The following is a 25,270-nucleotide window of genomic DNA, read 5'->3' as shown; positions in this document are numbered from 1 at the left end:
CGTGGAGCGGGAGACAGGTCGCCTCACCGAGCTGACAGCCGCGGTGCTGCCCGCCCTCGACGCCTTCCTCAGGGGCGACCACGCGCCCCTCGAGCACCGCGACGACCCGCCGGGGTCGTGGCGTGCTGCGCTGGCAGGGACGCTCCCCGTGCAGGGCCTGCCTGCGGACGACGTCGTCCGGTTGCTCGCGGACGTCGTCGTGCCTCACGGCAGCCCGATGTCCGACCACGGCTTCCTCGGCTTCATCACCGCACCGGGCACGACGGTCCCGACCGTGGCGGCACTTGTGCAGTCCGTCGTCGCCAACCAGCGCTACATGGACAGCTGCGGCAGCCTGCTCGAGCGCCAGGCGCTCCGGTGGACGGCCGACCTGCTGGGGCTGCCGGACCACGGCGACGGGGTCATCAGCTCGGACGGCTCGGCCGCGACTCTCGTCGCGCTCGGCGCCGCCCGGCAGAGGGCCTTCGAGGCCCGCGGCGTCGACGTCGCCGCCGCGGGCCTGCCGACGGGGGCCGAGCCGGTCGTCTACGCCAGCGCCGAAGCGCACCACTGCGTCCTCAAGGCGGCTGCGGTCCTGGGCCTGGGTCGCCACGCGGTGCGGCTGGTCGACGTCGACGACCGGGTCCGGATGCGCGTCGACCACCTCGCCGAGCTGCTCGGCGCCGACCTCGCCGCCGGTCGGGTGCCCGTCGCCGTGGTCGCCACCACGGGCACGACGGCGACCGGCTCGATCGACCCCGTCCGTGAGATCGCCGACCTGTGCGCGCAGCACGACGTCTGGCTGCACGTCGACGGTGCCTACGGCGCGTGGGCGGTGCTCGACGAGCGGGTAGCCCCGCTCTTCGCAGGGTGGGAAGCCGCCGGGTCGGTGCTCGTCGACGCCCACAAGTGGCTGGGCACCCCGATCGGCGCCGGGCTGCTGCTGGTCCGCGACCCCGCGCTCCTCGAGCGCGCGTTCACCGGCGAGCCGAGCCCCTACCTGCAGGACGCAGCCCATGACGACCGCTCCTTCTACGGCGACCTCGCGACCCGCTGGGACGAGCGCGGTCTGGAGCTGTCTGCGCCCGCCCGTGGCGTCATGGTCTGGGCCGCCCTGCTCGAGCTCGGACGGGCCGGCGTCACGGAGGTGGTCCGCACCGACAACGACCGCGCCTGGCGGCTCGCGCAGCTCGTGCGCGACCACGACGAGCTCGAGCTGCTCGTCGAACCGGACCTCTCCGTCGTCTGCCTGCGCTACGTCGCCGGTGTCCCGTCCGAGGGGCTCGACCTGCTCAACGCCCGGCTGCTCGAGCGGCTGCGCCGGGAGACGCCCTACGCGCCCTCACCGGCGCGCCCGCACGGGCGCTTCGCGATCCGCCCCGTCTTCCTCAACGCCCGCACCCGCGACGACGACGTCGAGGGCCTGCTCGCCGAGGTCGTGCGCCTCGGTCGGGAGCTCGCCACCCCCTGATCGCCCGGGTGCTCTGCTAGACCTGTCGGCGTGATCGAGCTCCTCCTCATCGTCGTTGCCGTCCTCGTCGTCTCGGTCGTGGCCGTGGTCGCGCTCGTCAAGCCCGGCGGCAAGAAGTCCCTCCCGCCCGCGCCGCAGCCCGGCGTCGACTACGCCCCCGGCACCGGTGACGACGCCGAGGTCCCGCGCGACACCCCGAAGCGCTCGGTCGACACCGTCACGCTGCCCGCCGAGGACATCCACGTCGACGCGGCCCCGACGGCCCCGGCACTCGACGTCCCCGAGCCCACCGCCGGTCGGCTGTCGCGCCTGCGCGGCCGGCTGTCGCGTAGCCAGGGCACGCTCGGCCGCGGGCTGTTCGCGCTGCTGTCGCGCGACACCCTCGACGAGGACACCTGGGAGGAGGTGGAGGACACCCTGCTCACCGCCGACATGGGCGTCGCCGCCACCCAGGAGCTCGTCGGCCGGCTGCGCACCCGGGTCCGGGTCGAGGGCGCCAAGACCACGTCGGAGCTGCGGGCGATGCTGCGCGAGGAGCTCGTGACGACGATCGGTGCCGACACCGACCGGTCGCTGAAGACCCTGCCCCACGCCGACGGCCGGCCCGCGGTCGTGCTGGTCGTCGGCGTCAACGGCGTCGGCAAGACCACCACCTGCGGCAAGCTCGCGCGCGTCCTCGTCGCCGACGGCCGCAGCGTCGTGCTCGGCGCGGCCGACACCTTCCGCGCCGCCGCCGCCGACCAGCTCGAGACCTGGGGCGGCCGGGTCGGCGCCACCACCGTGCGCGGCCCCGAGCAGGGCGACCCCGCGAGCGTCGCCTTCGACGCGGTCGCCAAGGGCATCGAGCAGCGCGTAGACACCGTCCTCATCGACACTGCCGGCCGGCTGCACACCAAGACCGGCCTGATGGACGAGCTGGGCAAGGTGAAGCGGGTCGTGGAGAAGCACGGGCCGGTCGACGAGACGCTGCTCGTGCTCGACGCCACCACCGGTCAGAACGGCGTCGTGCAGGCCCGGGTCTTCACCGAGGCCGTCGACGTCACCGGCATCGTGCTGACCAAGCTCGACGGGACGGCCAAGGGCGGCATCGTCATCGCGGTCCAGCGCGAGCTCGGCATCCCCGTCAAGCTCATCGGCCTCGGCGAGGGCCCGGACGACCTCGCGCCCTTCGAGCCCGAGGCGTTCGCCGACGCCCTGCTCGGCGACGAGGCCGCCCTCTGACCGCTCAGTGCACGAGGTCGACGCGCACAGTGCCGGCCGACCACGCCAGCGCCGCGTCGAGGGTGACGAGCGGCGCATCGAGGGCCTCAGCGAGGGCCAGGTACGCCGCGTCGTAGGCCGTGACGTTCGCGCGGCGCGCCCAGATGCCGGCCAGGAGCGGCTCGTGCGCGTAGAGGTTGACGTCGAGGTCTGAGAGGGCCTGCAGCGCCTCGATCCCACGAGCCTCCGACAGGGCGCCGACGAGGTGGTACCTCCTGACCACCTGCGCGACCTCGATCGTCAGCAGGTGGGGGGCGTGCAGCGAGGGGGCCCCCTCGATCAGTCGCCGCTCGACGGCCTGAGCCCGTGGCCCCTGCAGCAGCAGCTCCACGACAGCGGAGGCGTCAAGGACGATCACCGCCCGGCGTGATCCCGCTCAGCGCGGACTGCTGCAGCTGCGTCCACGCCCTCGACCGCAGACAGTGAGCGGACCCGCGCGAGCAGCTCGGCGCGGGTCGGGCGTTCCATGGCTCGCCGGAGCTCGTCGAGCGCGAGCTCGGACAGGGAGCGCCCTTGCAGTGCCGCCCGAGCCTTGAGGCTGCGATGGAGCTCCTCGGGGACGTTCCGAATCTGCAGAGTGGTCATGCATTCAGCATGAAAGCATGCACAATGCATGTCAAGAGGGCGTCGTGGTCCGGTCCACCGCGACGCACCAGTCGGCGTCGTCGTGCCAGGGGGCGCAGTCCCAGGTCGACCAGCGCGCGACCGGCTCGAGCCCGGCGGTCGCGGCGAGGTCGTCCCACGAGGCCCGCGACAGCAGGTCGGTGCGCCAGCCGCAGACCAGCAGCCCACCAGGCCTGAGCACGCCGGCCAGCCGGCCCACCACCTCCTGCTCGGTGCCCGGCGCCAGGAAGACGACGACGTTGCCGGCGGCCACGACCAGGTCGTACGACGCCTGCGCGGGCAGCTCGGTGAGGTCGGCGAGCCGCCAGTCGAGGTCCGGGGCGTCTCGGCGGGCCACCTCGAGCATCGAGGCGTCCGAGTCGACCCCCACGACGTCGTAGCCCCGACGGGCGAGCTCGACGGCGACGCGACCGGTGCCGCAGCCGGCGTCGAGGACGCGGGCGCCAGGGGCTACGAGCGCGCCGACGAAGGCCGCCTCACCGTGGACGTCCACGCCTGAGGCGGCCAGCTCGCGGAACCTCTCGGCGTACTCCTCGCCCCTGGTCCCGCCGGTCTCCTCCAGCCACCTGCTCACGGCACCAGCCTGCCAGCCCGTCGGTCCGCCCGAGTGTTCACGTCGGTGAAACACAGCCGCAGCAACCGTCACGACCGCGAAACACGACACGGGACCCCCGCGAAACACGCGACGGCCAGTCTCTGGGGCAGTCCCCGCCCTAGAGGAGAAGCATGGAACCCGTCCCCGTCATCAACCAGGCGAGCACCGCATGGGTGCTGGTCAGTGCCGCGCTGGTGCTGCTCATGACGCCCGGCCTCGCCTTCTTCTACGGAGGCATGTCGCGCAGCAAGAGCGTGCTCAACATGCTCATGATGAGCTTCAGCGCGCTCGGCGTCGTCAGCATCCTGTGGGTCGTCTACGGCTACGCGATCGCCTTCGGCGCGTCGGAGGGCGGCCTGTTCGGCTGGACCGCCGATCTCGTCGGACTCGACCTGCTCATCCGCAACGCGGGCATCGACGACTCCACGCAGGACGCCTTCATCTCGGCGACCTTCGGCCTGCCCGACATCGCCTTCGCCGGCTTCCAGCTGATGTTCGCGGTCATCACCGTCGCGCTCGTCAGCGGTGCCGTCGCCGACCGCATGAAGTTCGGCGCCTGGATCGGCTTCACGGTCCTGTGGTCGTCGGTCGTCTACTTCCCGGTCGCGCACTGGGTCTTCGGCTTCGGCACCGTCGCGGCCGAGGGCGACGAGCCCGGCGCGGGCGCGGCGTCGCTGTTCGCCGCCGACACCGGCGGCTGGATCGTCAACCGGCTCGGCGCGCTCGACTTCGCCGGCGGCACCGCGGTCCACATCAACGCCGGTGCGGCCGCCCTCGCGCTCATCCTCGTCCTCGGCAAGCGCAAGGGCTTCGGCAAGGAGCCGATGAAGCCGCACAACCTGCCGCTGGTCATGATCGGCGCCGGTCTGCTGTGGTTCGGCTGGTTCGGCTTCAACGCGGGCTCGGCGCTGGCCGCCAACGGCATCGCGTCGCTGGCCTTCGTCAACACCCAGGTCGCCACCGCCGCCGCGCTCGTCGCGTGGATCGGCACCGAGCGCCTGCGTGACGGCCACGCCACCACCCTCGGCGCCGCCTCCGGTGCGGTCGCCGGTCTGGTCGCCATCACCCCGGCCTGCGCCTTCGTCAGCCCGCTCGGCGCGATCCTCATCGGCCTCGTCGCCGGTGGCGCGTGCTGCTTCGCGGTCACCTTCAAGCACAAGCTGGGCTACGACGACTCGCTCGACGTCGTCGGTGTCCACCTCGTCGGTGGCCTCGTCGGCACCCTGATGATCGGCATCGTCGCGGACAGCGAGTTCGCCGCGGGCTACGAGAGCGTCCTCGACGGCGGCAGCTTCGAGCTGCTCGGCAAGCAGGCCCTCGCGGCCGGTGCGGTCATGGCGTACTCCTTCGTCGCGACCCTCGTCATCGCCCTGCTGCTCAAGGTCACCATCGGCCTGCGCATCAGCGAGGACGACGAGATCACCGGCATCGACCAGACCAGCCACGCCGAGGCCGGCTACGAGCTCACCGGCATCGGTGGCGGCGGCAGCGCCTTCGCCGGGGCGTCCCGGACGGCCCCGGCCGCGACGGTGTCCTCGTGAGGCTCGTGACGGGCGTCGTCAAGCCGTTCAAGCTCGACGACGTCAAGACCGCGCTGGAGTCCTTCGGGGTCCAGGGGATGACGGTCAGCGAGGTGCAGGGCTTCGGCCGCCAGCGCGGGCACACCGAGGTCTACCGCGGCGCGGAGTACACCGTGTCGTTCGTCCCGAAGGTCCGCATCGAGGTCCTCGTGGACGATGCTGATGCCGGCGACGTCCTGGAGGTCATCGCCAAGGCGGCCCACACGGGCAGCATCGGTGACGGCAAGGTCTGGAGCACCCCGGTCGACGAGGTCGTCCGGGTCCGGACCGGCGAACGAGGGGTGGAGGCGCTGTGAAGCTGGTGACCGCGGTCATCAAGCCCTTCAAGCTCGATGACGTGAAGGCGGCTCTCGAGACCGCCGGCGTCCAGGGCATGACGGTGAGCGAGGTGCAGGGCTTCGGCCGGCAGCGCGGGCACACCGAGGTCTACCGCGGCGCGGAGTACACCGTGTCGTTCGTGCCGAAGGTGCGCGTCGAGGTGCTGGTCGACGACGCCGACGCAGCCCGCATCGTCGACGTCGTGGTCGCCGCCGCCTCCAGCGGTGCGATCGGCGACGGCAAGGTCTGGACGACCCCGGTCGACGAGGTCGTCCGGGTCCGCACGGGCGAGCGGGGCGCGGAAGCGCTCTGACAGCAGCAGCAGGTGAGGGGTCGGGCGGGTGCCCGGCCCCTCACTGCTGTCGGGAGGCAGGATGGGTGACGTGAAGGACACGCGCGCGGCGCTGCTCGCGCGACCCGACCTCACCGGCGCCGCGCTGCGGACCGCCCTGGTCGAGCTCCACGACGGGTGGCTCGCCGAGCTGCTCGGTGACCCCGGCCCCGGGGTGGCGCTGGTCGCCGTCGGCGGGCTCGGGCGGCGCGAGCCCGCGCCGGCCTCCGATCTCGACCTCGTGCTCGTCCACGACGGCCGGCCGGGAGTGGCCGCGGTGGCCGACCGGGTCTGGTACCCCGTGTGGGACAGCGGTGTCGGCCTCGACCACTCGGTGCGCACCATCGACGAGGCGGTCGCCGTCGCCCGCGACGACCTCAAGGCCGCTCTCGGTCTGCTCGACGCCCGCCACGTCGCGGGCGACCCGGCGCTGTCGGCGCAGCTGCTCTCCCGCACCCGCGCGGCCTGGCGGGCCGGTGCCGCAGAACGGCTGCCGGAGCTGAAGGCGGCCGTCGCGGAGCGCGCCGCCTCGGCCGGTGAGATCGCCTTCCTGCTGGAGCCCGACCTCAAGGAGGGCCGCGGCGGGCTGCGCGACGTCCACGCGCTGCAGGCCGTCGCCGCGGCCCAGGTCGCCGACCCGCCGTCGGCCGCGGTCGTCGACGCCCACCGGATGCTGCTCGACGTCCGCGGTGAGCTGCACCGGCGCACCGCCGGCCCGGGCCGTCGCACCGTCGACCGGCTGCTCATGCAGGAGCAGGACGCCGTCGCGGCCGCGCTCGGGATGGCCGACGCCGACGCGCTGATGGCGGCGGTCTCCGGTGCCGGCCGGGCGATCGCTTTCGCGTCCGACACCGTCTGGCGGCGCATCACCCCACCGCCCCGCAAGCGGCTGCTGGGCCGGCGCGCCCCCGGCCCGGTCCGCCGGCCGCTCGCCGACGACGTCGTCGAGCAGGACGGCGAGGTCGTGCTCGCCCGTGACGCGACCCCCGAGAGCGACCCGGTGCTGGTGCTGCGGGTCGCGGAGGCCGCAGCCCGCGCCGGCCTGCCGATCTCACCGATCGCGCTGGAGCGGGTCACGGCCGCCCCGGACCTGCCGGTGCCGTGGCCGCGCGAGGCGCTCGACCACTTCGTCGGCCTGCTCGGCGCCGGTCCCGGCACCGTGGCGGTGATGGAGGCCCTCGACCAGTACGGCCTGCTGGTCCGGCTGCTGCCCGAGTGGGAGCAGGTCCGCAGCAAGCCGCAGCGCAACAGCTACCACCGCTTCACCGTCGACCGGCACCTGGTCGAGGCCGCCGTCGGCGCGGCCGCCCGCACCCGCCGGGTCGCGCGCCCCGACCTGCTGCTGCTCGGCGCGCTGCTCCACGACATCGGCAAGGGCCTGCCCGGCGACCACACCGACGTCGGGATGCGCGTCGTCGCGGAGATCGGGCCGCGGCTCGGTCTGCCGCCGGACGACGTCGACGTGCTCATCGCGATGGTCCGCCACCACCTGCTGCTGCCCGACGTCGCGACCCGTCGCGACCTCGCCGACCCCGCCACCGCGACCGCCGTCGCCGAGGCGGTCGGCAGCGCCGAGGTCCTCGAGCTGCTGCACGCCCTCACCGAGGCCGACAGCACAGCCACCGGCCCCGCCGCCTGGTCGCCGTGGAAGGGCCAGCTCATCGACGAGCTCGTACGCCGCACAGCCGGCCTACTCGCGGGCCGCCCCGTGGCCCCGGACCCGCCGCTGACCGAGCGCGCGCAGGAGCTGGCCGCCCGCGGGCAGCTGGCCCTCGAGGTCGACGGCGAGCAGGTCACGGTCGTCACGCCCGACCGGCCGGGGCTGCTGTCGGTCGCCGCGGGCGTGCTGTCGCTGCACCAGCTCGAGGTCCGGGCGGCCTCGGTGCGGATCGTCGGGCCGAGCGCGGTCTCGCAGTTCCAGGTCGCGCCGCGCTTCGGGTCGCTGCCGGACTGGGCGCTGGTCCGTGACGACCTACGGCATGCTCTCGACGGGTCGCTCCCGCTGCGCGACCGGCTCGCCGTCAAGGAGGCCGCCTACCCCCGGCGTACCCCTGTGCCTGTCGCCCCCGCGACGGTGCGCCTGGTCGACGACGCCTCCGACACCGCGACCGTCGTCGAGGTCCGCGCCGCCGACGGCGCCGGCGTGCTGCACCGCATCACCGCGGCGCTGTCGACCTGCGGGCTCGACGTCCGCACGGCGCACGTCTCGACCCTGGGTGCGGACGTCGTCGACGCCTTCTACGTCGTCGGCCCCGATGGCGGCAAGCTCACCGACCCGGCGCTGCGCGACCGCGTCACCGCCGAGGTCCTCGCCGCCCTCGCCTGACCCGCCTGACCACACCGACCACGACAGCGTCCGCTCGGGCGCCGCGCGAGCGGGTCCGGGTGAGCGGACGTTCCGGGGGAGGAGGGGGGTGGGGCAGGCGCGACGGGTCAGCCGAGGCGGGCGAAGAAGGCAGCGGTGGGGGAGCCGAGGCCGGTCGAGGTGTCGTAGCCCTTCGCGGCCGGGTTGCTCTCATAGGCCTCGAAGACCTTCAGCACCCTGCGGGTCTCGCCGCGGTCACCGGCGACGAACTCGGTGCGGACCCTCGCACCGAGCCGGCCCGACGGGACGACGTCGTGCAGGGTCGCGCGCGACTGGTAGAGCAGCGGGTTGAGGAAGCCCAGCGGCCCACCGGCGGCGTCGTTGGCCAGGGCGACCAGCGCCGCGAAGACCGCTGTCGCGGACTCGCCCGAGGCGTGCCGGCGCTCGGCGTAGCGGTCGGTGCCGTCGGGGAAGCGCTGGGTCAACCCGATGATGAGGCCGGTCTCGGCGTCACCGTTGACGGCCACGTCGGGGACGGTGCGGCCGAGGGTGCCGTTGGCCCGTTCGGCGAGCCGCGCCGGGACGACGCCGCGCTGGTAGTCGGGCTGGTCGTGCAGCGCCGACACGCCACCGCCGCTGCCGCGGAAGGTCGACGCCGCGGACTCCTCCCAGACACCGTCCTCCAGCACCAGCTGCGTCTTGGCCCAGCCGACCTCGCGGGTCCGGCCGGCCTTGTCGACGAGCAGCGACGTCGCACCGACCGCGGTCACCATCGGCTCGGTGGCCGGCGACACCGGCGAGGGCTGCACGCCCTGCGAGGACAGGTCGCCGATGGAGCCGGTCGCGAACAGCAGCGAGATGCCCTGCGCCGCCGCCTGCATCGCGGTGTGCTCGAGCTGGGCCATGGTGGCGGCGTTGGCGTTCTCCCCGGCGGAGTACCAGCCGTTCATGACGACGTCGCCGAGGTGGGCGTCGACGGCGAGGGTCGTGCCGTTGGTGAGGTCGAGGCTCGAGGTCGTGCCGAGGTAGACGAGGTCGGCGCCGGGCGCCATGGCGTGGAGGTTCTCCACGATCATGTGCGACTGCAGCGCCCACACCTGCGGCCGCAGGACCGGCTCGGCGGTCGGGGTCTGGTAGGCGCTCGGGTAGGACAGCTGGGTCAGCTGCCCGGGCTTCAGCGCCGGCAGGCCGCGCCGGCGCGACCACTCCGCGACGTCACCGGGCAGCGTCTGCACGGCGTGCGACCCCACGACCACGACGGTCTGTCCGCTGCCGTCGATCCCCTTGGCCAGCAGGCGGTCTGCGGCGTACGCCTTGCGCTGCTGCGCCACCGTCGTCCCGCAGGAGACCGCGGCGACGGCGCGGCCTTCGAAGCGGGGGAGGCCCTTCGGGACGACCGCCCCGTCGTACGACGAGCAGGGCAGTGCGTAGACGATCGCGGCCGGCGGCGTGCTGTCGGCCGGGGTCTTGGGCATGTCCGGCAGCGGCACGGGGAGGGGGTTGGTCCCGGGCTCGGGCTCGACGACCGGCTCGTCGGCGAGGCCGCGGACCCCGACGACCCCGAGGTCGGCCGGGACCGACGGCGCGCGCAGCGGGGCGCGCAGCAGCCGGTCACCGGCGCGGTAGAGCGCGAGGTCGGTCGCGAAGGCCCGCTCGACGGCCGCGACGGTGCCGCGCGCCGGGACGTAGCCGCGGCCGAGCGGCACCGTGCCGACCTCGAGACCCGCGCCGCGCAGCCAGCCGGCGACGGCCGCGACGTGCCCGGTGGTCGGCGCGAAGCGGGCGCGGACCTCCGCGGCGCTGACGAAGGAGCGGTACGACGACGACCGCGGGTCGCTGACGTCCGCGACGAGCCGGCGCAGGCCCGCCTCGTCGCGCAGCGGCAGGACGAGCGACACCTCGACGACCGCGTCCGGGGCGAGGTCACCGGCGCGGGCGTCGGCGGTGGCGAAGCCGGGCGCCGACCAGGGCAGCTTTGTCCGGGCGGGCGGCTCGCCGGTCGCGCCGTGGGCGAGCGGGGCGAGCAGGGGCAGCAGCGCGAGGGCGGTGAGGGTGCGCTTCACGGGGGAGGGGTTCGACGGCACCGGGGGTCGCACCTGCCCCGGCTAGGCTCGCCCCGTGTTCGACACCCTCTCCGACCGGCTCGACAAGGTCTTCACGTCCCTGCGCGGCAAGGGCCGGCTGTCCGACGCTGACATCGACGCGACGGCCCGCGAGATCCGGGTGGCGCTGCTCGAGGCCGACGTCGCCCTGCCGGTGGTGAAGGACTTCATCGCCAACGTCAAGGAGCGGGCGCGCGGCGAGGAGGTCTCCAAGGCCCTCAACCCGGCCCAGCAGGTCATCAAGATCGTCAACGAGGAGCTGGTGGCGATCCTCGGCGGCGAGACCCGCCTGGTCCGCTACGCCAAGACCGCCCCGACCGTCATCATGCTGGCCGGCCTGCAGGGCGCCGGCAAGACGACGCTGGCCGGCAAGCTCGCCAAGCACCTCAAGGCCCAGGGCCACGCGCCGCTGCTCGTCGCCTGCGACCTGCAGCGCCCCAACGCCGTGCAGCAGCTGCAGGTCGTCGGCGGGCAGGCCGGGGTCGACGTCTGGGCGCCCTACCCGGGCAGTGGCGTCGGCGACCCCGTCGACGCCGCGCGCACGGCCGTCGCGCAGGCCCGCCGGATGAACTACGACGTCGTCGTCGTCGACACCGCTGGCCGCCTCGGCATCGACGCCGAGCTGATGCAGCAGGCCGCCGACATCCGCGACGCGGTGCAGCCCGACGAGGTGCTCTTCGTCGTCGACGCGATGATCGGCCAGGACGCCGTCGTCACCGCGCAGGCCTTCCAGGACGGCGTCGGCTTCACCGGCGTCGTCCTCACCAAGCTCGACGGCGACGCGCGCGGCGGTGCGGCGCTGTCGGTGCGCCACCTCACCGGCCAGCCGATCATGTTCGCCTCCACCGGCGAGAAGCTCGACGACTTCGACGTCTTCCACCCCGAGCGGATGGCCTCGCGCATCCTCGGCATGGGTGACGTCATGACCCTGATCGAGCAGGCCGAGAAGGTCTACGACCAGGCCACCGCGGAGAAGATGGCCGGCAAGCTCCAGGCCGGCGGCGACTTCGACCTCGAGGACTTCCTCGAGCAGATGCAGCAGATCAAGAAGATGGGCTCCATCACCTCGCTGCTCGGGATGCTCCCGGGCATGGGTCAGGTGAAGGAGGCCCTCAACTCCGTCGACGACCGCGACATCGACCGGATCGCCGCGATCATCCAGTCGATGACCCCGCAGGAGCGGCGCGACGCGAAGGTCCTCAACGGCTCGCGCCGGTTGCGCATCGCGAAGGGCTCCGGCGTCACCGTCAGTGAGGTCAACAACCTCGTCGACCGCTTCGACGAGGCCCGCAAGATGATGAAGAGCATGGGCGGGATGCCCGGCATGCCAGGGATCCCGGGCATGGGCCGCAAGGCCAAGCGCGCGCAGGGCAAGTCCACCGGCAAGAAGGGCAAGAAGGGCCCCGGTCGCGCCGGTGGCGGCCCGAAGCAGCAGCCCGGCCTGCCGCAGGGCCTGCCGCCCGGCCTGCCTCCCGGTCTGCCGCAGGGCTTCCCGCAGCTGCCGCCGGGAGCTGGCAATCCGCTCGGTCTGCCCGGCGGATCGGGCGACGACCGCCCCGACCCGCTGGGTCTGCGCCGTCCGCGGTAGCCCCTTCTCGGCCCCCCTGCGTTCGGGAAAAGTGGTCACATCGGGTCATGGCGGGCGCCTCGCGCCTCACCTAGCCTCGCGGTAGCACCTCGCTGCGGCAGTGTGCTGCCGCCCGTCCTCAGGAACTCCCGTGGCCGAAAGACGCTCACGCCTGCTCGTCGCCGCCGCCCTCGCCGGCCTGACCGTGACCGCGGCGGCCTTCGCCGGCGCGACACCGTCGAGCGCTGCACCTCCCGGCCCCCCGGTCAACGAGCGCGTCGACCGCCCGCTGGTGGCTCGGGGCAGCACTCCTGCGGTGCGGAGCGCCCCGCGGCGCCTCAGCAGCCAGGCCGTCGGCGAGCGGGAGAACCCCACCGTCCCCGACGGCGCGCCGCGAGGGCTGGCCGACCCGGTGCGCCAGGCTGGCGTCGCGGGCAGCTCGACGGCGAGCGGCACTGCGGTGACCGACTCGTCGAGCTTCCTCGGGCTGGGCGTCGGGGAGACGACCTTCACCATGAAGTACGCCCCGCCGGACACCAACGCGGCTGTCGGTCTCGACCGCGTCGTGCAGACCGTCAACGTGATGGTCGGCGTCTACGCCAAGAACGACGTGCTGAACGCGGACGGGACGGTGAAGGTCGCAGCAGGGAAGCTGGTGACGCCGGCGTTCCTGGGCAGCACGCTGTTCGGCGGTCTCGTGGGCACCGCAGGTGGGCGCTGCGCGACACGTGACGACGGCGACCCCGTCGTGCAGTACGACCAGGACAACGGCCGCTGGCTGTTCTCACAGTTCGTCGCGGACAAGGCTCCCTACCTCGAGTGCGTCGCCGTCTCGAAGACCTCCGACCCCACGGGCGAGTACTGGGCCTACGCCTACTCCTACGGCACCGACTTCCCGGACTACCCGAAGATCGGGGTGTGGCCCGGCTCCTACGTCGTCACCTACAACACCTTCAGGCAGGGCAGGACCTTCAACGGCGCCGAGGCCTGCGCGCTGGACCGGGCGAAGATGATTACCGGAGCGCCCGCGGCGCAGCAGTGCTTCAAGACGAAGTCCTACGCCAGCCTCATGCCGGCCGACCAGGACGGACCCACCGCTGCGCCCACAGGGACCGACGCCTACGTCCTCAACGTCTCCAGCGGCAAGCTGCGGCTGTGGCGGCTCAAGGTCGACTGGACCACGACCGCCAACAGCCGGTTCACCGGACCCGTCGACGTCAGCGGCACCGCCGCCTGGTCTGCCCCCTGCAGCGGGGCCTGCGTCTCGCAGCCGGGCACCACCCAGAAGCTCGACGGGCTCGCCGACCGGCTGATGTACCGGCTGGCCTACCGCAACAGGGGTGGCACCCAATCGCTGCTGGTGAACCACTCGGTGGGCAACGGCTCCGGGGTCCTCGCGCCGCGCTGGTACGAGTTGCGTCCGAGCGGCAGCGGCCTCGCCGTGGAGCAGCAGGGCACCTACGCCCCGGACGCCACCAGTCGCTGGATGGGCAGCATCGCGATGAACCGTGCCGGTGACATCGCACTGGCCTACAGCGCGTCGAGCGGCTCGATATCCCCGGCACTGCGCTGGGCCGGCCGGCCGGCCGGCTCCGCCGAGGCGACCGGCACGCTCGGGGACGAGGTGTCGATCATCGCGGGAGCAGGCAGCCAGGTCGGTCTGTCGCGCTGGGGTGACTACAGCTCGATGGATGTCGACCCGAGCGACGACTGCACCTTCTGGTTCACCAGCGAGTACCTGACGTCCGGCGGGAGCTTCAACTGGTCGACCCGGATCGCCAAGCTCAAGGTGAGCAGCTGCGGGCTGTGAGGCCTACGGGCGCGGGTGCGCCATCAGGAAGCGCCAGCCCTGACCGGTGGCGTCGTACCCCTGGCTCGTGGTCGGCCACGCGTGGCCGAGCCCGGTGCGGATGACCGAACGCACCCCGCTGCCGACCGCGGCGTAGCGCCGGACGGCGTCGCGCGCCGGCGGGAGCCGCGTCCCGAGGGCCGCACTCCAGGCGGTGCCGCCCAGGGGCACGCGGGTGTCGGCGGTGCCGTGGACCGACAGCACCGCGACGGCCGAGCGGGGGCGGCACGGCGAGGTCATCGTGCCCGCGACCGCGAGGATGCCCGCGACGACGCCCGGCCGCTCGCAGGCGTAGCGGTAGGCCATCATCGCGCCGTTGCTGAAGCCGGCCAGGAAGACGCGGCGACGGTCCACCGGGTGCAGCGCGGCGACGATCGCGCGGACCCGGTCGAGGTAGGCGTCGTCGTCGACGCCGGTGTCGCGCGCCGCACCGCAGCAGCCGTGGGCGTTCCACGACGACTCGAGGCCACCGGCCCAGGCGACGACCGCGCCGCGCTCGAAGGCGCCCTGCCGCCAGCGCTGCTGCCGCTCGGCCTGGCTGACGGTGTTGCGCAGGCCGTGCAGGCTCACCAGCAGTGGGGCCGTCGGCTTCGCCGTCGACGGCACGTAGACCCGCACCCGCCGCAGCACGGTCCCGCTGCGCCACTCGAGCTCGCCGAGGAAGGCCTGGCCCGCCGCGACGGGCGGCGGCAGCTCGGTCTCACCGATGCGGAAGCGCGGCACCCCGTCGGAGGTGGTGGTGTACGACGAGAGCGCGCGCGCCGGCTCGGTCTCCGTCGAGACGGTTGTCGTCGTCCCCGCGGCCGCGGGCGAGGCGGTTGCCAGCAGCCCGGCCAGCAGGCCGGTCGTAACGAGGGCGGTCGCGAGCGCGCGCACAGCGGTCTCCTGGGTCAGGGGCGGATGCCGGTCCATCGGCACGCGCCGCTCGCCTCAGGAGTGGCGTGCGGGGGAGGCCTTGCTTGTCCTCAGGGCCAGTGCGGCGAGGACAAGGGCCAGCACCTGCGCGCCGGCGAGGACGGCGGTGCCGACCCGCGGTCCGTGGGTCGCGGCGACCGCACCGGTGACGGCGCTGCCGACCGCGAAGGCCGCGAACTTCAGGCTGGCGGCGGTCGTGACGACCTGGGTGCGCATCCAGCCGGGGGTGTGCAGCTCGCGGACGGTGAGGGTCGCGGCGAAGACCGGTCCCTCGAGCGCCCCCGCGATCGCGATGACGACCAGCGCGACGGGCAGCGTCGGGGCGAGGGCGAGCGCGCCGAAGGCGACGGCCAGGCCGGCGATGCCGAGCAGCGCGGTGCGCAGCGGGCCGGTGCGCGGGGTCCGGGCCGCGACGCCGAGCGACCCGGCGAGCGCGCCGAGGGCGAAGCAGCTCAGCAGCGCGCCGGACGCCGCGGCGCCGGCGCCGAGCTCCACCGCGAGCAGGGGGAGGACGACGGGGAGCGCGCCCATGCCGCCGAAGCTGGCCGTCGTCGCGAGGGTCGTGGCGCGCAGCGGCGGGCTCGTGACGAGGTGACGGAGCGCGCGGGCCACGCTGCGCAGCACGGGCGTGCCGGCCGGTGCCTCGCCGCGCGGCATCGGCACCCGCAGCACCACCGCGAGCGCGACCGCGGACAGCACCGCCGCGGCCGTGACCGCGGCGGCCGGGTCGACCAGCCCGGCGAGCGCGCCCGCGAGGGCGGGCCCGGCGACGGACGCGACGTTGTAGGAGGTGGCCTCCGCGCCGTAGGCCCGGCGCAGGTCGGCCCGCGGGACGAGCGGGGCGATCAGGCCGGTGAAGCCGCCGGTGAGCACCGGGCTCGTCAGCCCGGCGGCGAGCCCCAGCGCGAGCACCGCCACCGGCGGGGTCGTCGCGGAGACCGACAGCAGGCCGACCAGCGCGAGCAGGAGCAGCAGCTGGTTGGCGACGAACGCCGAGCGCCGGTGGGCGGTGCGGTCGAGCCAGGCCCCGAGCAGCGGGCCGGTGACCAGCGACGGGATCGTGGCCGCGGCGACCAGCCCTCCCGCGAGCGCCGGTGACCCGGTGCGGTCCAGCACGAGCAGCACCATCGCGACCCGGGCCGACTCGTTGGCCAGCCGGGCGGTCGTCGACGCCGCGAACAGCGACCGCAGCCCCGGCGACCGCCACAGCCCGGTCGGCGCCGCACCCGGGGACGCGTGCTGAGCTGCGTCGAGGTCGGCGGCGGTCACCCCACCAGGGTCGCAGCGCGAGGGCCGCTGTGGGGCCTGCCTGCCCGACTCGTCCTGTGAGGTCCCTCACCGACCGCTCCTGTGACGGCCGGTCGGGGTCCGCCCGTACGGTCCCGGCGCGGGTTCTGGCACACTGGTCGGCGAGTCACCGCTGGACGACGGCCCTCTACCCGTCCCTGGCGGGTCCGCACGATGCGGCCGCAGCGCACCCCCACGCGCAGACCGGCCGCTCACCCACGCCCGTACGACTGGAGCAACACCCCGTGGCAGTCAAGATCAAGCTCATGCGTCTCGGCAAGATGCGCGCGCCCTACTACCGCATCGTCGTCGCCGACGCCCGCACCAAGCGCGAGGGCCGCGTCATCGAGACGATCGGCAAGTACCACCCCAAGGAGGACCCCTCCTTCATCGAGGTCGACGGCGAGCGCGCCGCCTACTGGCTGGGCGTCGGCGCGCAGCCGACCGAGCCCGTGACGGCGATCCTCAAGGTCACCGGTGACTGGCAGAAGTTCAAGGGCCTCCCGGCGCCGCCGCCCATGCTCGTCGCCGCGCCGAAGGCCGACAAGAAGGCCGTCTTCGCCGCCGCCGCGCTCGAGAGCGTCGAGGCCGCCGGTGCCGCGACGACCCCGAAGAAGAAGGCCGCCCCCAAGAAGGCTGCCGACGAGGCCGCTCCCGCTGCCGACGCCACCGAGGCTCCGGCTGAGGCTCCCGTCGCTGAGGACGCCCCCGCCGCCGAGGCCCCCGCACCCGAGGCCGCCGAGGCTCCCGCCGCCGAGGCCCCTGCCGCCGAGGCCCCTGCTGACGAGGCTCCTGCCGCCGAGGCTGAGGCCCCGGCTGCCGACGAGACGGCCGCCGAGTAGTGCTCGAGAACGCCCTCGAGCACCTCGTCAAGGGCATCGTCGACAACCCCGACGACGTCACGGTCGACCTCGTCACCAACCGGCGCGGCCGCACTCTCGAGGTGCGCGTCAACCCGGAGGACCTCGGCAAGGTGATCGGCCGCAACGGCCGCACCGCCAAGGCCCTGCGCACCGTCATGACCGCCCTCGGCGGCCGTGGCCTGCGCGTGGACGTCGTCGACACCGACGAGATCCGCTAGTCCCGTGCAGCCCGACGACCTCGTCGTCGTCGGTCGCATCGGCAGGCCGCAGGGGATCCGCGGCGAGGTCACCGTCGAGGTGCGCACCGACGACCCCGGCGTCCGCTACGCCGCCGGGTCGGTCCTCGTGACCGACCCGGCGGAGCGCGGCCCGCTCACCGTCGCGACCAGCCGCGACCAGGGCGGCCGCCTCGTCGTGCTCTTCGAGGGCGTCGCGGACCGCACTGCCGCGGAGGCGCTGCGCGACACCTTGCTGAGCGTCCCCGTCGCGAGCCTCGGCGACCTCGACGACCCCGATGAGTTCCACGACTTCCAGCTGCGCGGCCTGGCCGCCGCGCTGCCCGACGGCACGCCGCTCGGCACCGTCTCCGACGTCCTGCACCTGCCGCAGGGCGATGTCCTCACCATCGACCGCAGCGCGGTCGCGCCCGGCACCCCTGAGCTGCTCGTGCCCTTCCTCACCGCGATGGTCCCCGTCGTCGACGTCGCCGGCGGTCGCCTCGTCGTCGACCCGCCGCCCGGCCTGCTCGACCTCACCGAGCGCGAGGCGGACGCGCCCGACGCCGACGAGCCGGTCTGACCGTGCGCGTCGACGTCGTCACGATCTTCCCGGACTACCTCGCGCCGCTCGGGGTCAGCCTGCTCGGCAAGGCCCAGGAGCGCGGTGTCCTGCAGGTCGGGGTCCACGACCTGCGGACCTGGACCTACGACGTCCACCGCACCGTCGACGACAGCCCCTACGGCGGGGGCCCCGGGATGCTCATGAAGCCCGAGCCGTGGGGCGAGGCGCTCGACGCGGTCGCGCCCCCCGGCGGCCCGCAGCCCCGGCTGGTCGTCCCGACGCCGAGCGGCCGGCCGTTCACCCAGGAGCTCGCCCACGAGCTCGCCGCGGAGCCGTGGCTGCTGTTCGCCTGCGGCCGCTACGAGGGCATCGACAGCCGGGTCGCGCAGCACGCCGCGACCCGGATGCGGGTCGACGAGGTCTCCATCGGCGACTACGTGCTCGCCGGCGGGGAGGCCGCGGTGCTCGTCGTCGTCGAGGCCGTCGCCCGGCTGCTCCCGGGCGTGCTCGGCAACGCCGCGTCGCACCGCGACGACAGCTTCAGCGACGACGCCGGCGGGCTGCTCGAGGGTCCGTCGTACACCCGTCCTCCCGTCTGGGAGGGGCTCGAGGTCCCGGCGGTCCTCACCTCCGGCGACCACGCGGCGATCGCCCGCTGGCGACGCGACGAGGGGCTGCGCCGGACCGCCGAGCGGCGCCCCGACCTGCTCGCCCGGCTCGCCGACCGGCTCGACCCCCGCGACCGCGCCGTGCTCGCCGAGCACGAGCAGCAGTCGGGGAGCAGCCGGCCCTTCGACGCCGACCCCGGTGGTGTGGCACAGTAGAGGGCTGTTGCCGCCGCCTGTGAGCGAGCGGCCCACTGACCTACGACCCGGACCACCCCTGGCGCGCGCTGACGCGTGCCCCGATGGAAGCGACACGAGATGCACACCCTCGACGACCTCGACGCCTCGCAGCTGCGTAGCGACGTCCCCGACTTCCGCCCGGGCGACACGCTCGACGTCGGCGTCCGCGTCGTCGAGGGCAACCGCTCCCGCGTCCAGCACTTCCAGGGCGTCGTCATCCGCCGTCAGGGCGGTGGCATCCGCGAGACCTTCACGATCCGCAAGGTCAGCTTCGGTGTCGGCGTCGAGCGCACCTTCCCGGTCCACACCCCGGTCATCGAGACCATCAAGGTCGTGACCCGCGGTGACGTCCGTCGCGCCAAGCTCTACTACCTGCGCGAGCTGCGGGGCAAGAAGGCCAAGATCAAGGAGAAGCGCGACGCGGTGCCCGCCAAGGCCAGCGCTGCCACGGCCGCCGCCGCTGCTCCCGCGGCCCCCGCCGCCGACGCCACGTCCTGACCGGGCACGCCACCGCAACCCGGGTCGTCGTACGACCGTGAACCCGGACACCCCGACGACCCCGGACGCGACCGCGCCTGACAGCCCGACCTCGGTCGAGCCGGGCCGTCACCGTGCTCCGAAGCCGGACAAGAAGGACACGCAGCACGGGTCGTTCCTGCGCGAGCTGCCGTTCCTCGTCGTCATCGCGCTCGGCCTCGCGCTGCTCATCAAGAGCTTCGTCGTCCAGGCCTTCTACATCCCTTCGGGCTCCATGCAGCAGACCCTCGAGCTGCAGGACCGGGTGCTGGTCAACAAGGTCGTCTACCGCTTCGGTGAGATCCAGCGCGGCGACGTCGTCGTCTTCAACGGTCTCGACAACTTCGAGCCGGAGACGACGATCATCGAGGCGCCGGCCAACGGCGTGCAGAAGGCCCTGCGCGGCATCTCGCGCGCCCTAGGGGTCGGGCCGCCGACCAGTCGCGACTTCATCAAGCGCGTCATCGGTGTCGAGGGCGACGTCGTCGCCTGCTGCACCGACGGCAAGGTGACGGTCCTGCCCCAGGGCGCGACCACCCCGATCGTGCTCCAGGAGGACTACCTCTTCGAGGACGACAAGCTCGAGTTCTGCGCCGCCGGCACCGGGCCGACCGCCTGCCCGCCAGGGGCGAAGGGCGTCACCGTCCCCGAGGGTCGGCTGTGGGTGCTCGGCGACCACCGCGGCCAGTCCAGCGACTCGCGCGCCCACATCACCGACAAGAACACCGGCACCGTCCCCACCGACAAGGTGATCGGCAAGGCCTTCGTCGTCGTGTGGCCGCTCGACCGGTTCTCGGGCCTCGGCACTCCGGAGACCTTCGACCAGCAGGCGCTCGCGATGAGCGGGCCCGCCGCCGCCGGCGCACCGCTCGCGCTCGGCCTGGTCGGCGCGTTGCCCGTCGTCGCGGTCCGCCGCCGGCTGCGCCGCAGACGAGACTGCCGGCGCTGACCTAGCCTCGTCCCTCATGGGAGACCGGGTCATCGAGCGCGAGGCGGCCAGGGTGCTGCTCGTCGACGCGGCCGACCGCGTCCTGCTCTTCCTCGGCTGCGACCCGGCCGAGCCCGACGCCGGCCAGTGGTGGTTCACTCCCGGTGGCGGCCTCGAGCAGGGCGAGTCCGCTCGGGCCGGGGCGGTCCGCGAGGTCTTCGAGGAGACCGGCCTGCGGCTGTCCGAGGACGACCTCACCGGGCCCGTGCACAGCGAGACGGCGGAGTTCTCGCTCGGTGGTGACCGCTACCGCCAGACCGGCGAGTTCTACCTCGCCCGCGTCGACGCCCACGAGGTCGACACCGCGGGCTTCAGCGCGCTCGAGCAGTCCTTCGTCCTCGACCACCGCTGGTGGACTCGTGAGGACCTGCGCGCCACCACCGAGACCGTCTTCCCGGCCTCTCTCGTCGACCTGCTCGACCGGCACGGCTGATGCTCGCCACCCGCCCCGTCGTCCGCAGCGAGAACGGCCTGTGGGCCTTCGAGCGCGTCCTGCAGCGGTCCGGCTTCGCCCACGTCGCCGGCGCCGACGAGGCCGGCCGCGGGGCCTGCGCCGGGCCGCTGGTGACCGCCGCGGTCGTCCTGCCGCCCGGCCGCCGCGGGGAGGTCCCGGGGCTCGCCGACTCCAAGCTGCTCACCCACCGGGCGAGGGAGAGGGCGTACGACGAGGTCGTCCGCCGCGCCCTCGCCTGGTCCGTCGTCGTCGTACCCCCTGCTGTCGTCGACGAGCGCGGCCTGCACGTCATGAACGTCGAGGCGATGCGCACCGCGGTGGCGCGCCTGGACCCGTGCCCCTCCTACGTCCTGACCGACGGCTTCCCGATCCCCGGCATGCCCGCCCCGGCGCTCGCGGTGTGGAAGGGCGACCGGGTCGCGGCCTGCGTGGCCGCCGCGTCGGTGGTCGCGAAGGTGACCCGCGACCGGATCATGGCCGAGCTCCACGAGACCCACCCGGACTACGGGTTCGACGTGCACAAGGGCTACTGCACCGCTGACCACCAGGCCGCGCTCGACGTCCACGGGCCGTGCTCGGAGCACCGGTTCTCCTACGTCAACGTCCAGGCTGCCCAGCGCGCGGCGATCTTCAGGCAGAATGTGTCGATGCAGACGCAAGGGTCGCAGGAGGTGCCAGCCGGTGAGCGCTGAGGACCTCGAGAAGTACGAGACCGAGATGGAGCTCCAGCTCTACCGGGAGTACCGCGACATCGTCCGGCAGTTCGACTACGTCGTCGAGACCGAGCGGCGCTTCTACCTCGCCAACGCCGTCGACGTGCAGCCGCGCACCAGCGGCGCCGGGGGCGACGGCGAGGTGTGGTTCGAGCTGACGCTGACCGACGCGTGGGTCTGGGACATGTACCGCCCCGCGCGCTTCGTGAAGTCGGTGCGCGTCCTGACCTTCAAAGACGTCAACGTCGAGAAGCTCGAGAAGCCCGACCTGGAGCTCCCCAACAGCTGAGTCGAGAGGGCCCGCAGCGGGTAGGGGCCGATCATGACCGAGCAGCCTGGCGAGATGAACAGCCCTGACGGCGACGGCCCCGTCGACCTCAGCGACCGCGTCTCCGGGGGAGCCCCCGCGGCCAACCAGCGGGCCCACGAGCACGTCCACCCGGGCTCCGCGCCTTCCATGTCGGTGGGGGAGGGCGACCCGCAGGCCCCGTCGCACCCCGCGGCCGGTGACCGCTGGCTGCACGGCGGCGGCGACGTGAGCGACAGCCCGGAGGAGCAGGACACCGACGTGGTGCAGAGCGCCGCGCGGATGGCGGACCTCGACGGCCTGGCCGGTGTCGGTGAGCCGCAGGGCGTCCCCGCCGCGTCGGTCGACGCGGCGAGCGGCACCAGCGAGGACCAGGGCGTGGTCCAGGGCGCCCGCACGCCGTCCACAGGCGGCTAGTCCGTCCACAGCACGGCGTACGCCGCCCCCGCGGGCCGGCGTGGCGGTCCATGGTCGGTCCCGGAGGTGGTCGGGATGGACCGTTCGGAGCTGGGGCGCTACGGGGAGGACCTCGCGGCGCAGCACCTGGAGGGGTCGGGCTACACCCTGCTCGACCGCAACTGGCGGTGCGCGCGCGGTGAGCTGGACCTGGTGGCGCTCGCGCCCGACGGGACGGTCTGCTTCGTCGAGGTCAAGACCCGCACCGGCACCGGCTACGGCGTGCCGAGCGAGGCCGTCACGCGGCTGAAGGCCACCCGGATCCACCGGCTCGCGCTGGCCTGGCTCTCGGACCACCGCCCCGACGGGCACCGAGGGGCGCTGCGCTTCGACGTCGTGTCGATCGTGCGCCGCCGCGGCTTCGCGCCGGTCCTCACCCACCTCGAGGGGGCGTTCTAGTGGCCCTCGGACGCAGCTTCTCCGTCTCCCTGGTGGGTCTCGACGGCCACGTGGTGGAGATCGAGGCCGACCTCGCGCAGGGACTGCCCTGCGTCACGCTCACCGGCCTGCCCGACACCTCGGTGGGCGAGGCTCGCGACCGGGTCCGCGCGGCGCTGGTGAACTCCGGCTTCACCTGGCCGTCGGCCCGCATCGTGCTCGGCCTGTCACCGGCCTCGTTGCCCAAGCGCGGCAGCGCCTTCGACCTCGCGCTGGCCAGCGCGATCCTCGCTGCGGACGGCCTGGTCAGCAGCCAGCGGACCCAGGGGGTCGTCATGCTCGGCGAGCTCGGGCTCGACGGGACGGTCCGGCCGGTGGCCGGTGTGCTGCCAGGGGTGCTGACCGCTGCGCGGGCGGGCTTCCGGGTCGTCGTCGTGCCCGAGTCCAACCTCGCGGAGGCGCGGCTGCTGCCCGATGTGGAGGCGGTGGGCGTGTCGCGGCTCACCGAGCTGGTGGCGTGGCTGCGCGACGAGCTGCCCCGCGCCCGCACCAGCCAGCTGGTGCTCCCGCAGGACCCGCCCCGCGACGTACCCGACATGGTCGACGTCGCCGGCCAGGTCACCGGCCGCACCGCGATGGAGGTCGTCGCGGCCGGCGGTCACCACGCGCTGATGCTCGGCCCGCCCGGGTCCGGCAAGACCATGTGCGCGGCCCGACTGCCCGGCTTGCTGCCGCCGCTCGCGCTGGACCAGGCCCTCGAGGTGACCGCCATCCACTCGGTGGCGGGGGTGCTGCCCGTCTCGCAGCCGCTGGTGCGCTGGGCGCCGTTCCAGTCGCCCCACCACGGCGCGACCACCGCGTCCATCATCGGCGGTGGCAGCGGCATCGCCCGGCCGGGCGCGGCGTCATTGGCCCACCACGGGGTGCTCTTCCTCGACGAGGCCCCGGAGTTCGCCGCCGGTGTGCTCGACGCGCTGCGCCAGCCGCTGGAGAGCGGCGAGCTCTCGATCACGCGCGTGGGTGGCACCGCGACCTACCCGGCCCGCTTCACCCTCGTGCTCGCCGCCAACCCCTGCCCGTGCGGGAAGGAGCTCAAGGACTGCACCTGCCCGCCCGACCGCCGCCGGCGCTACCTCGCCAAGCTCTCCGGCCCCCTGCTCGACCGCATCGACCTCCACGTCGACGTCCCGCGCATCACCCGCGCGGAGATCATGAGCGAGGGCGGTCGGGGCGAGCCGAGCGCCGCGATCGCCGCGCGGGTCGCGCACGCCCGCTCGCGGGCGCTCGAGCGGCTGGCCGGCACCCCGTGGCGGGTCAACGGGCAGGTGCCCGTCCCGGTCCTGCGCGAGCGCTGGCCGCTGGACCGTGCCGCGATGAAGCCGCTCGAGGCGGCCCTCGACACCGGGGCGCTGACCGCCCGTGGCTTTGGACGCGTTCTGCGAGTGGCGTGGACCCTGTCGGACCTGCTCGACGCCGGCACGCCCGGCCAGGAGCACGTCGCGATGGCGCTCGGGTTCCGGCTCGGTGAGCGCGGTGTGGGGGTCGCCGCGTGACCGCCACCGTTCATGGGCCGGCGGTCGACCGGGTGGCCCGGGCGGCGCTGTCGCGGGTGTTCGAGCCGGGCTCCGACGCCGTGCAGGCCGCGGTCGCCGAGATTGGCGACCTGGAGGTCTGGACGCGGGTGCGCGCCGGGCTGAGCGTCCCTGGGCTGTCCCCGGCGCTGGTCGAGGGCGCCCGCGGGCGGGCGGCGGCGTGCGACCCCGAGCAGGAGCTTGCCCGGGCGGCGGCGTGCGGCGCCCGGCTGGTGGTGCCCGGCGACACCGAGTGGCCCGAGCGCCAGCTCTGGTGGTCGCGTGACCCCGACCGGCCCGTCGACCCTGCCGCCGGCGCAGACCCCGACGTGCTGCACCGCGACGAGGCACCGCCGCTCGCGCTGTGGGTCCGCGGCGAGCGGGGCCTCGCTGAGACCGTCGAGCGCTCCGTCGCCGTCGTCGGGGCCCGCGCCGCGACGCCCTACGGCACCCACGTCGCCACCGAGCTGGCCTTCGGCCTCGCCGACCGGGGCTGGACCGTGGTGAGCGGAGCGGCCTACGGCATCGACGGCGCTGCCCACACCGGCGCGCTGTCGGCGCAGCGCGCACCGACCGTCGCGGTGCTCGCCTGCGGCGTCGACGTGGCCTACCCCAAGGGTCACGACCGGCTCCTCGGCCGCATCCTCGAGCAGGGGCTGGTCGTCAGCGAGGTCCCCCCGGGCGCGGCCGCGACCCGGCTGCGCTTCCTCGTGCGCAACCGGCTGATCGCCGCGCTCACCGTCGCGACCGTGGTCGTCGAGGCCGCCAAGCGCAGCGGCTCGCTGTCCACGGCCCGCCTCGCCGGGGCCCTGCACCGCCACGTCCTCGCGGTGCCCGGACCGGTGACCTCCGCGGCGTCGATCGGCACCCACGGCCTGCTGCGCACGGGGGCCACCTGCGTCACGTGCGTCACCGACGTCCTGGAGGCGGCCGGTGCCACAGGGGAGTACGCCGCAGACGACCGCTCCGGGCCGCGCGACCCGCGCGACGAGCTCAGCGCCGCGGTCCGCCGCGTGCTCGACGCGGTGCCGGTCCGGCGTGCGGCGGGCATCGCGAGCATCGCCCAGGTCGCCGGCGTCAGCGCGCTGGTCGTCCAGCAGGTGCTGCCGCCGCTGCTCGTCGCCGGGCTCGTCGAGCGCCAACCCGACGGCTGGCGGCTCACGACGCTCGGCGCCACCGGCACCGCGCGGTAGGAGCGTCCGGCGCTGCCGCGCGG

The 25,270-nt window shown here is 74.2% G+C and carries 27 protein-coding genes; 21 read left to right on the top strand and 6 right to left on the bottom strand.

The features are described from left to right. The first annotated feature begins 1 nt into the window (after position 1). A complete protein-coding gene (locus Q8R60_03030; GenBank protein MDP3711446.1) occupies positions 2-1,450 on the top strand; it encodes an aminotransferase class V-fold PLP-dependent enzyme in 1,449 nt (482 codons plus the stop codon). 30 nt (positions 1,451-1,480) lie between these two features. After that, positions 1,481-2,671, top strand: coding sequence for a signal recognition particle-docking protein FtsY (gene ftsY / locus Q8R60_03025; GenBank protein MDP3711445.1), 1,191 nt, complete (start codon positions 1,481-1,483; stop codon positions 2,669-2,671). 4 nt (positions 2,672-2,675) lie between these two features. Here ftsY and Q8R60_03020 read toward each other — a convergent pair whose 3' ends face one another. From Q8R60_03020 to Q8R60_03010, 3 genes are read right to left on the bottom strand one after another with little or no spacing between them, the layout of a single operon-like run. Beyond that, complete coding sequence (locus Q8R60_03020; protein MDP3711444.1) at positions 2,676-3,068, bottom strand: type II toxin-antitoxin system VapC family toxin; 393 nt, start codon at positions 3,066-3,068, stop codon at positions 2,676-2,678. Then, positions 3,065-3,295 (bottom strand): hypothetical protein, encoded by a 231-nt coding sequence (locus Q8R60_03015; GenBank protein ID MDP3711443.1) that lies wholly within the window; start codon positions 3,293-3,295, stop codon positions 3,065-3,067. Before Q8R60_03015 ends, Q8R60_03020 begins: the two co-directional genes overlap by 4 nt. Before the next feature lie 31 nt (positions 3,296-3,326). After that, a complete protein-coding gene (locus tag Q8R60_03010; protein MDP3711442.1) occupies positions 3,327-3,908 on the bottom strand; it encodes a class I SAM-dependent methyltransferase in 582 nt (193 codons plus the stop codon). A 152-nt stretch (positions 3,909-4,060) separates the two neighbouring features. Here Q8R60_03010 and Q8R60_03005 point away from each other — a divergent pair, with 152 nt between their 5' ends. The 4 genes from Q8R60_03005 to Q8R60_02990 all read left to right on the top strand — a co-directional run bounded on the left by Q8R60_03005 (position 4,061) and on the right by Q8R60_02990 (position 8,484). Beyond that, positions 4,061-5,470: an ammonium transporter gene (locus Q8R60_03005; GenBank protein ID MDP3711441.1), complete on the top strand. Its 1,410-nt coding sequence runs from the start codon at positions 4,061-4,063 to the stop codon at positions 5,468-5,470. Continuing rightward, complete coding sequence (locus Q8R60_03000) at positions 5,467-5,805, top strand: P-II family nitrogen regulator (protein ID MDP3711440.1); 339 nt, start codon at positions 5,467-5,469, stop codon at positions 5,803-5,805. Before Q8R60_03005 ends, Q8R60_03000 begins: the two co-directional genes overlap by 4 nt. After that, positions 5,802-6,140: a P-II family nitrogen regulator gene (locus Q8R60_02995; protein ID MDP3711439.1), complete on the top strand. Its 339-nt coding sequence runs from the start codon at positions 5,802-5,804 to the stop codon at positions 6,138-6,140. The genes Q8R60_03000 and Q8R60_02995 overlap by 4 nt, the downstream gene beginning before the upstream one ends. Positions 6,141-6,210: 70 nt before the next feature. Further along, complete coding sequence (locus Q8R60_02990) at positions 6,211-8,484, top strand: [protein-PII] uridylyltransferase (protein ID MDP3711438.1); 2,274 nt, start codon at positions 6,211-6,213, stop codon at positions 8,482-8,484. Between the two features lie 107 nt (positions 8,485-8,591). Here Q8R60_02990 and Q8R60_02985 read toward each other — a convergent pair whose 3' ends face one another. Beyond that, on the bottom strand, positions 8,592-10,526 hold the full coding sequence (locus tag Q8R60_02985; GenBank protein MDP3711437.1) for a protease pro-enzyme activation domain-containing protein: 1,935 nt from the start codon (positions 10,524-10,526) through the stop codon (positions 8,592-8,594). 55 nt (positions 10,527-10,581) lie between these two features. Between Q8R60_02985 and ffh the strand changes: the two genes are divergently transcribed. Both ffh and Q8R60_02975 read left to right on the top strand, forming a co-directional pair. Beyond that, entirely contained in the window at positions 10,582-12,153 is a 1,572-nt protein-coding gene (gene ffh, locus Q8R60_02980; GenBank protein ID MDP3711436.1) for a signal recognition particle protein, read from the top strand. Positions 12,154-12,283: 130 nt separating this feature from the next. Next, the gene (locus Q8R60_02975; GenBank protein ID MDP3711435.1) at positions 12,284-13,942 is read left to right on the top strand and encodes a hypothetical protein; all 1,659 of its coding nucleotides are present in this window, start codon (positions 12,284-12,286) and stop codon (positions 13,940-13,942) included. A 3-nt stretch (positions 13,943-13,945) separates the two neighbouring features. On the opposite strand, the gene Q8R60_02970 is transcribed toward Q8R60_02975, so the two are convergent. Both Q8R60_02970 and Q8R60_02965 read right to left on the bottom strand, forming a co-directional pair. Then, on the bottom strand, positions 13,946-14,857 hold the full coding sequence (locus Q8R60_02970; protein MDP3711434.1) for a PHB depolymerase family esterase: 912 nt from the start codon (positions 14,855-14,857) through the stop codon (positions 13,946-13,948). Positions 14,858-14,911: 54 nt separating this feature from the next. Further along, positions 14,912-16,165, bottom strand: a complete 1,254-nt coding sequence (locus tag Q8R60_02965) for an MFS transporter (protein ID MDP3711433.1) — start codon at positions 16,163-16,165, stop codon at positions 14,912-14,914. A gap of 263 nt (positions 16,166-16,428) precedes the next feature. Between Q8R60_02965 and rpsP the strand changes: the two genes are divergently transcribed. The 13 genes from rpsP to dprA all read left to right on the top strand — a co-directional run bounded on the left by rpsP (position 16,429) and on the right by dprA (position 25,247). Then, on the top strand, positions 16,429-17,025 hold the full coding sequence (gene rpsP, locus Q8R60_02960) for a 30S ribosomal protein S16 (protein ID MDP3711432.1): 597 nt from the start codon (positions 16,429-16,431) through the stop codon (positions 17,023-17,025). After that, positions 17,025-17,264, top strand: a complete 240-nt coding sequence (locus tag Q8R60_02955) for an RNA-binding protein (GenBank protein MDP3711431.1) — start codon at positions 17,025-17,027, stop codon at positions 17,262-17,264. The genes rpsP and Q8R60_02955 overlap by 1 nt, the downstream gene beginning before the upstream one ends. A 4-nt stretch (positions 17,265-17,268) precedes the next feature. Further along, complete coding sequence (gene rimM / locus Q8R60_02950) at positions 17,269-17,844, top strand: ribosome maturation factor RimM (protein MDP3711430.1); 576 nt, start codon at positions 17,269-17,271, stop codon at positions 17,842-17,844. Positions 17,845-17,846: 2 nt separating this feature from the next. Continuing rightward, entirely contained in the window at positions 17,847-18,650 is an 804-nt protein-coding gene (gene trmD / locus Q8R60_02945; protein ID MDP3711429.1) for a tRNA (guanosine(37)-N1)-methyltransferase TrmD, read from the top strand. A 99-nt stretch (positions 18,651-18,749) separates the two neighbouring features. Then, positions 18,750-19,169, top strand: coding sequence for a 50S ribosomal protein L19 (gene rplS, locus Q8R60_02940; GenBank protein MDP3711428.1), 420 nt, complete (start codon positions 18,750-18,752; stop codon positions 19,167-19,169). Between the two features lie 37 nt (positions 19,170-19,206). Next, a complete protein-coding gene (lepB, locus tag Q8R60_02935) occupies positions 19,207-20,136 on the top strand; it encodes a signal peptidase I (protein MDP3711427.1) in 930 nt (309 codons plus the stop codon). A gap of 16 nt (positions 20,137-20,152) precedes the next feature. Beyond that, positions 20,153-20,608, top strand: a complete 456-nt coding sequence (locus tag Q8R60_02930; protein ID MDP3711426.1) for an NUDIX domain-containing protein — start codon at positions 20,153-20,155, stop codon at positions 20,606-20,608. Next, entirely contained in the window at positions 20,608-21,321 is a 714-nt protein-coding gene (locus Q8R60_02925; GenBank protein ID MDP3711425.1) for a ribonuclease HII, read from the top strand. Before Q8R60_02930 ends, Q8R60_02925 begins: the two co-directional genes overlap by 1 nt. After that, entirely contained in the window at positions 21,311-21,631 is a 321-nt protein-coding gene (locus tag Q8R60_02920; GenBank protein MDP3711424.1) for a DUF2469 domain-containing protein, read from the top strand. The genes Q8R60_02925 and Q8R60_02920 overlap by 11 nt, the downstream gene beginning before the upstream one ends. 33 nt (positions 21,632-21,664) lie before the next feature. Next, positions 21,665-22,066, top strand: coding sequence for a hypothetical protein (locus Q8R60_02915; protein ID MDP3711423.1), 402 nt, complete (start codon positions 21,665-21,667; stop codon positions 22,064-22,066). Positions 22,067-22,141: 75 nt separating this feature from the next. Next, positions 22,142-22,504, top strand: coding sequence for a YraN family protein (locus tag Q8R60_02910; protein ID MDP3711422.1), 363 nt, complete (start codon positions 22,142-22,144; stop codon positions 22,502-22,504). Continuing rightward, the gene (locus Q8R60_02905; GenBank protein ID MDP3711421.1) at positions 22,504-24,036 is read left to right on the top strand and encodes a YifB family Mg chelatase-like AAA ATPase; all 1,533 of its coding nucleotides are present in this window, start codon (positions 22,504-22,506) and stop codon (positions 24,034-24,036) included. Before Q8R60_02910 ends, Q8R60_02905 begins: the two co-directional genes overlap by 1 nt. Then, complete coding sequence (gene dprA, locus Q8R60_02900; GenBank protein ID MDP3711420.1) at positions 24,033-25,247, top strand: DNA-processing protein DprA; 1,215 nt, start codon at positions 24,033-24,035, stop codon at positions 25,245-25,247. The genes Q8R60_02905 and dprA overlap by 4 nt, the downstream gene beginning before the upstream one ends. The last annotated feature ends 23 nt before the right edge of the window (positions 25,248-25,270 follow it).

It is taken from the genome of Mycobacteriales bacterium, assembly GCA_030697205.1.
GTDB lineage: Bacteria > Actinomycetota > Actinomycetes > Mycobacteriales > SCTD01 > JAUYQP01.
Note: the sequence above shows the minus strand (reverse complement) of the source record. Positions and strands in the feature narration are given on the sequence as shown.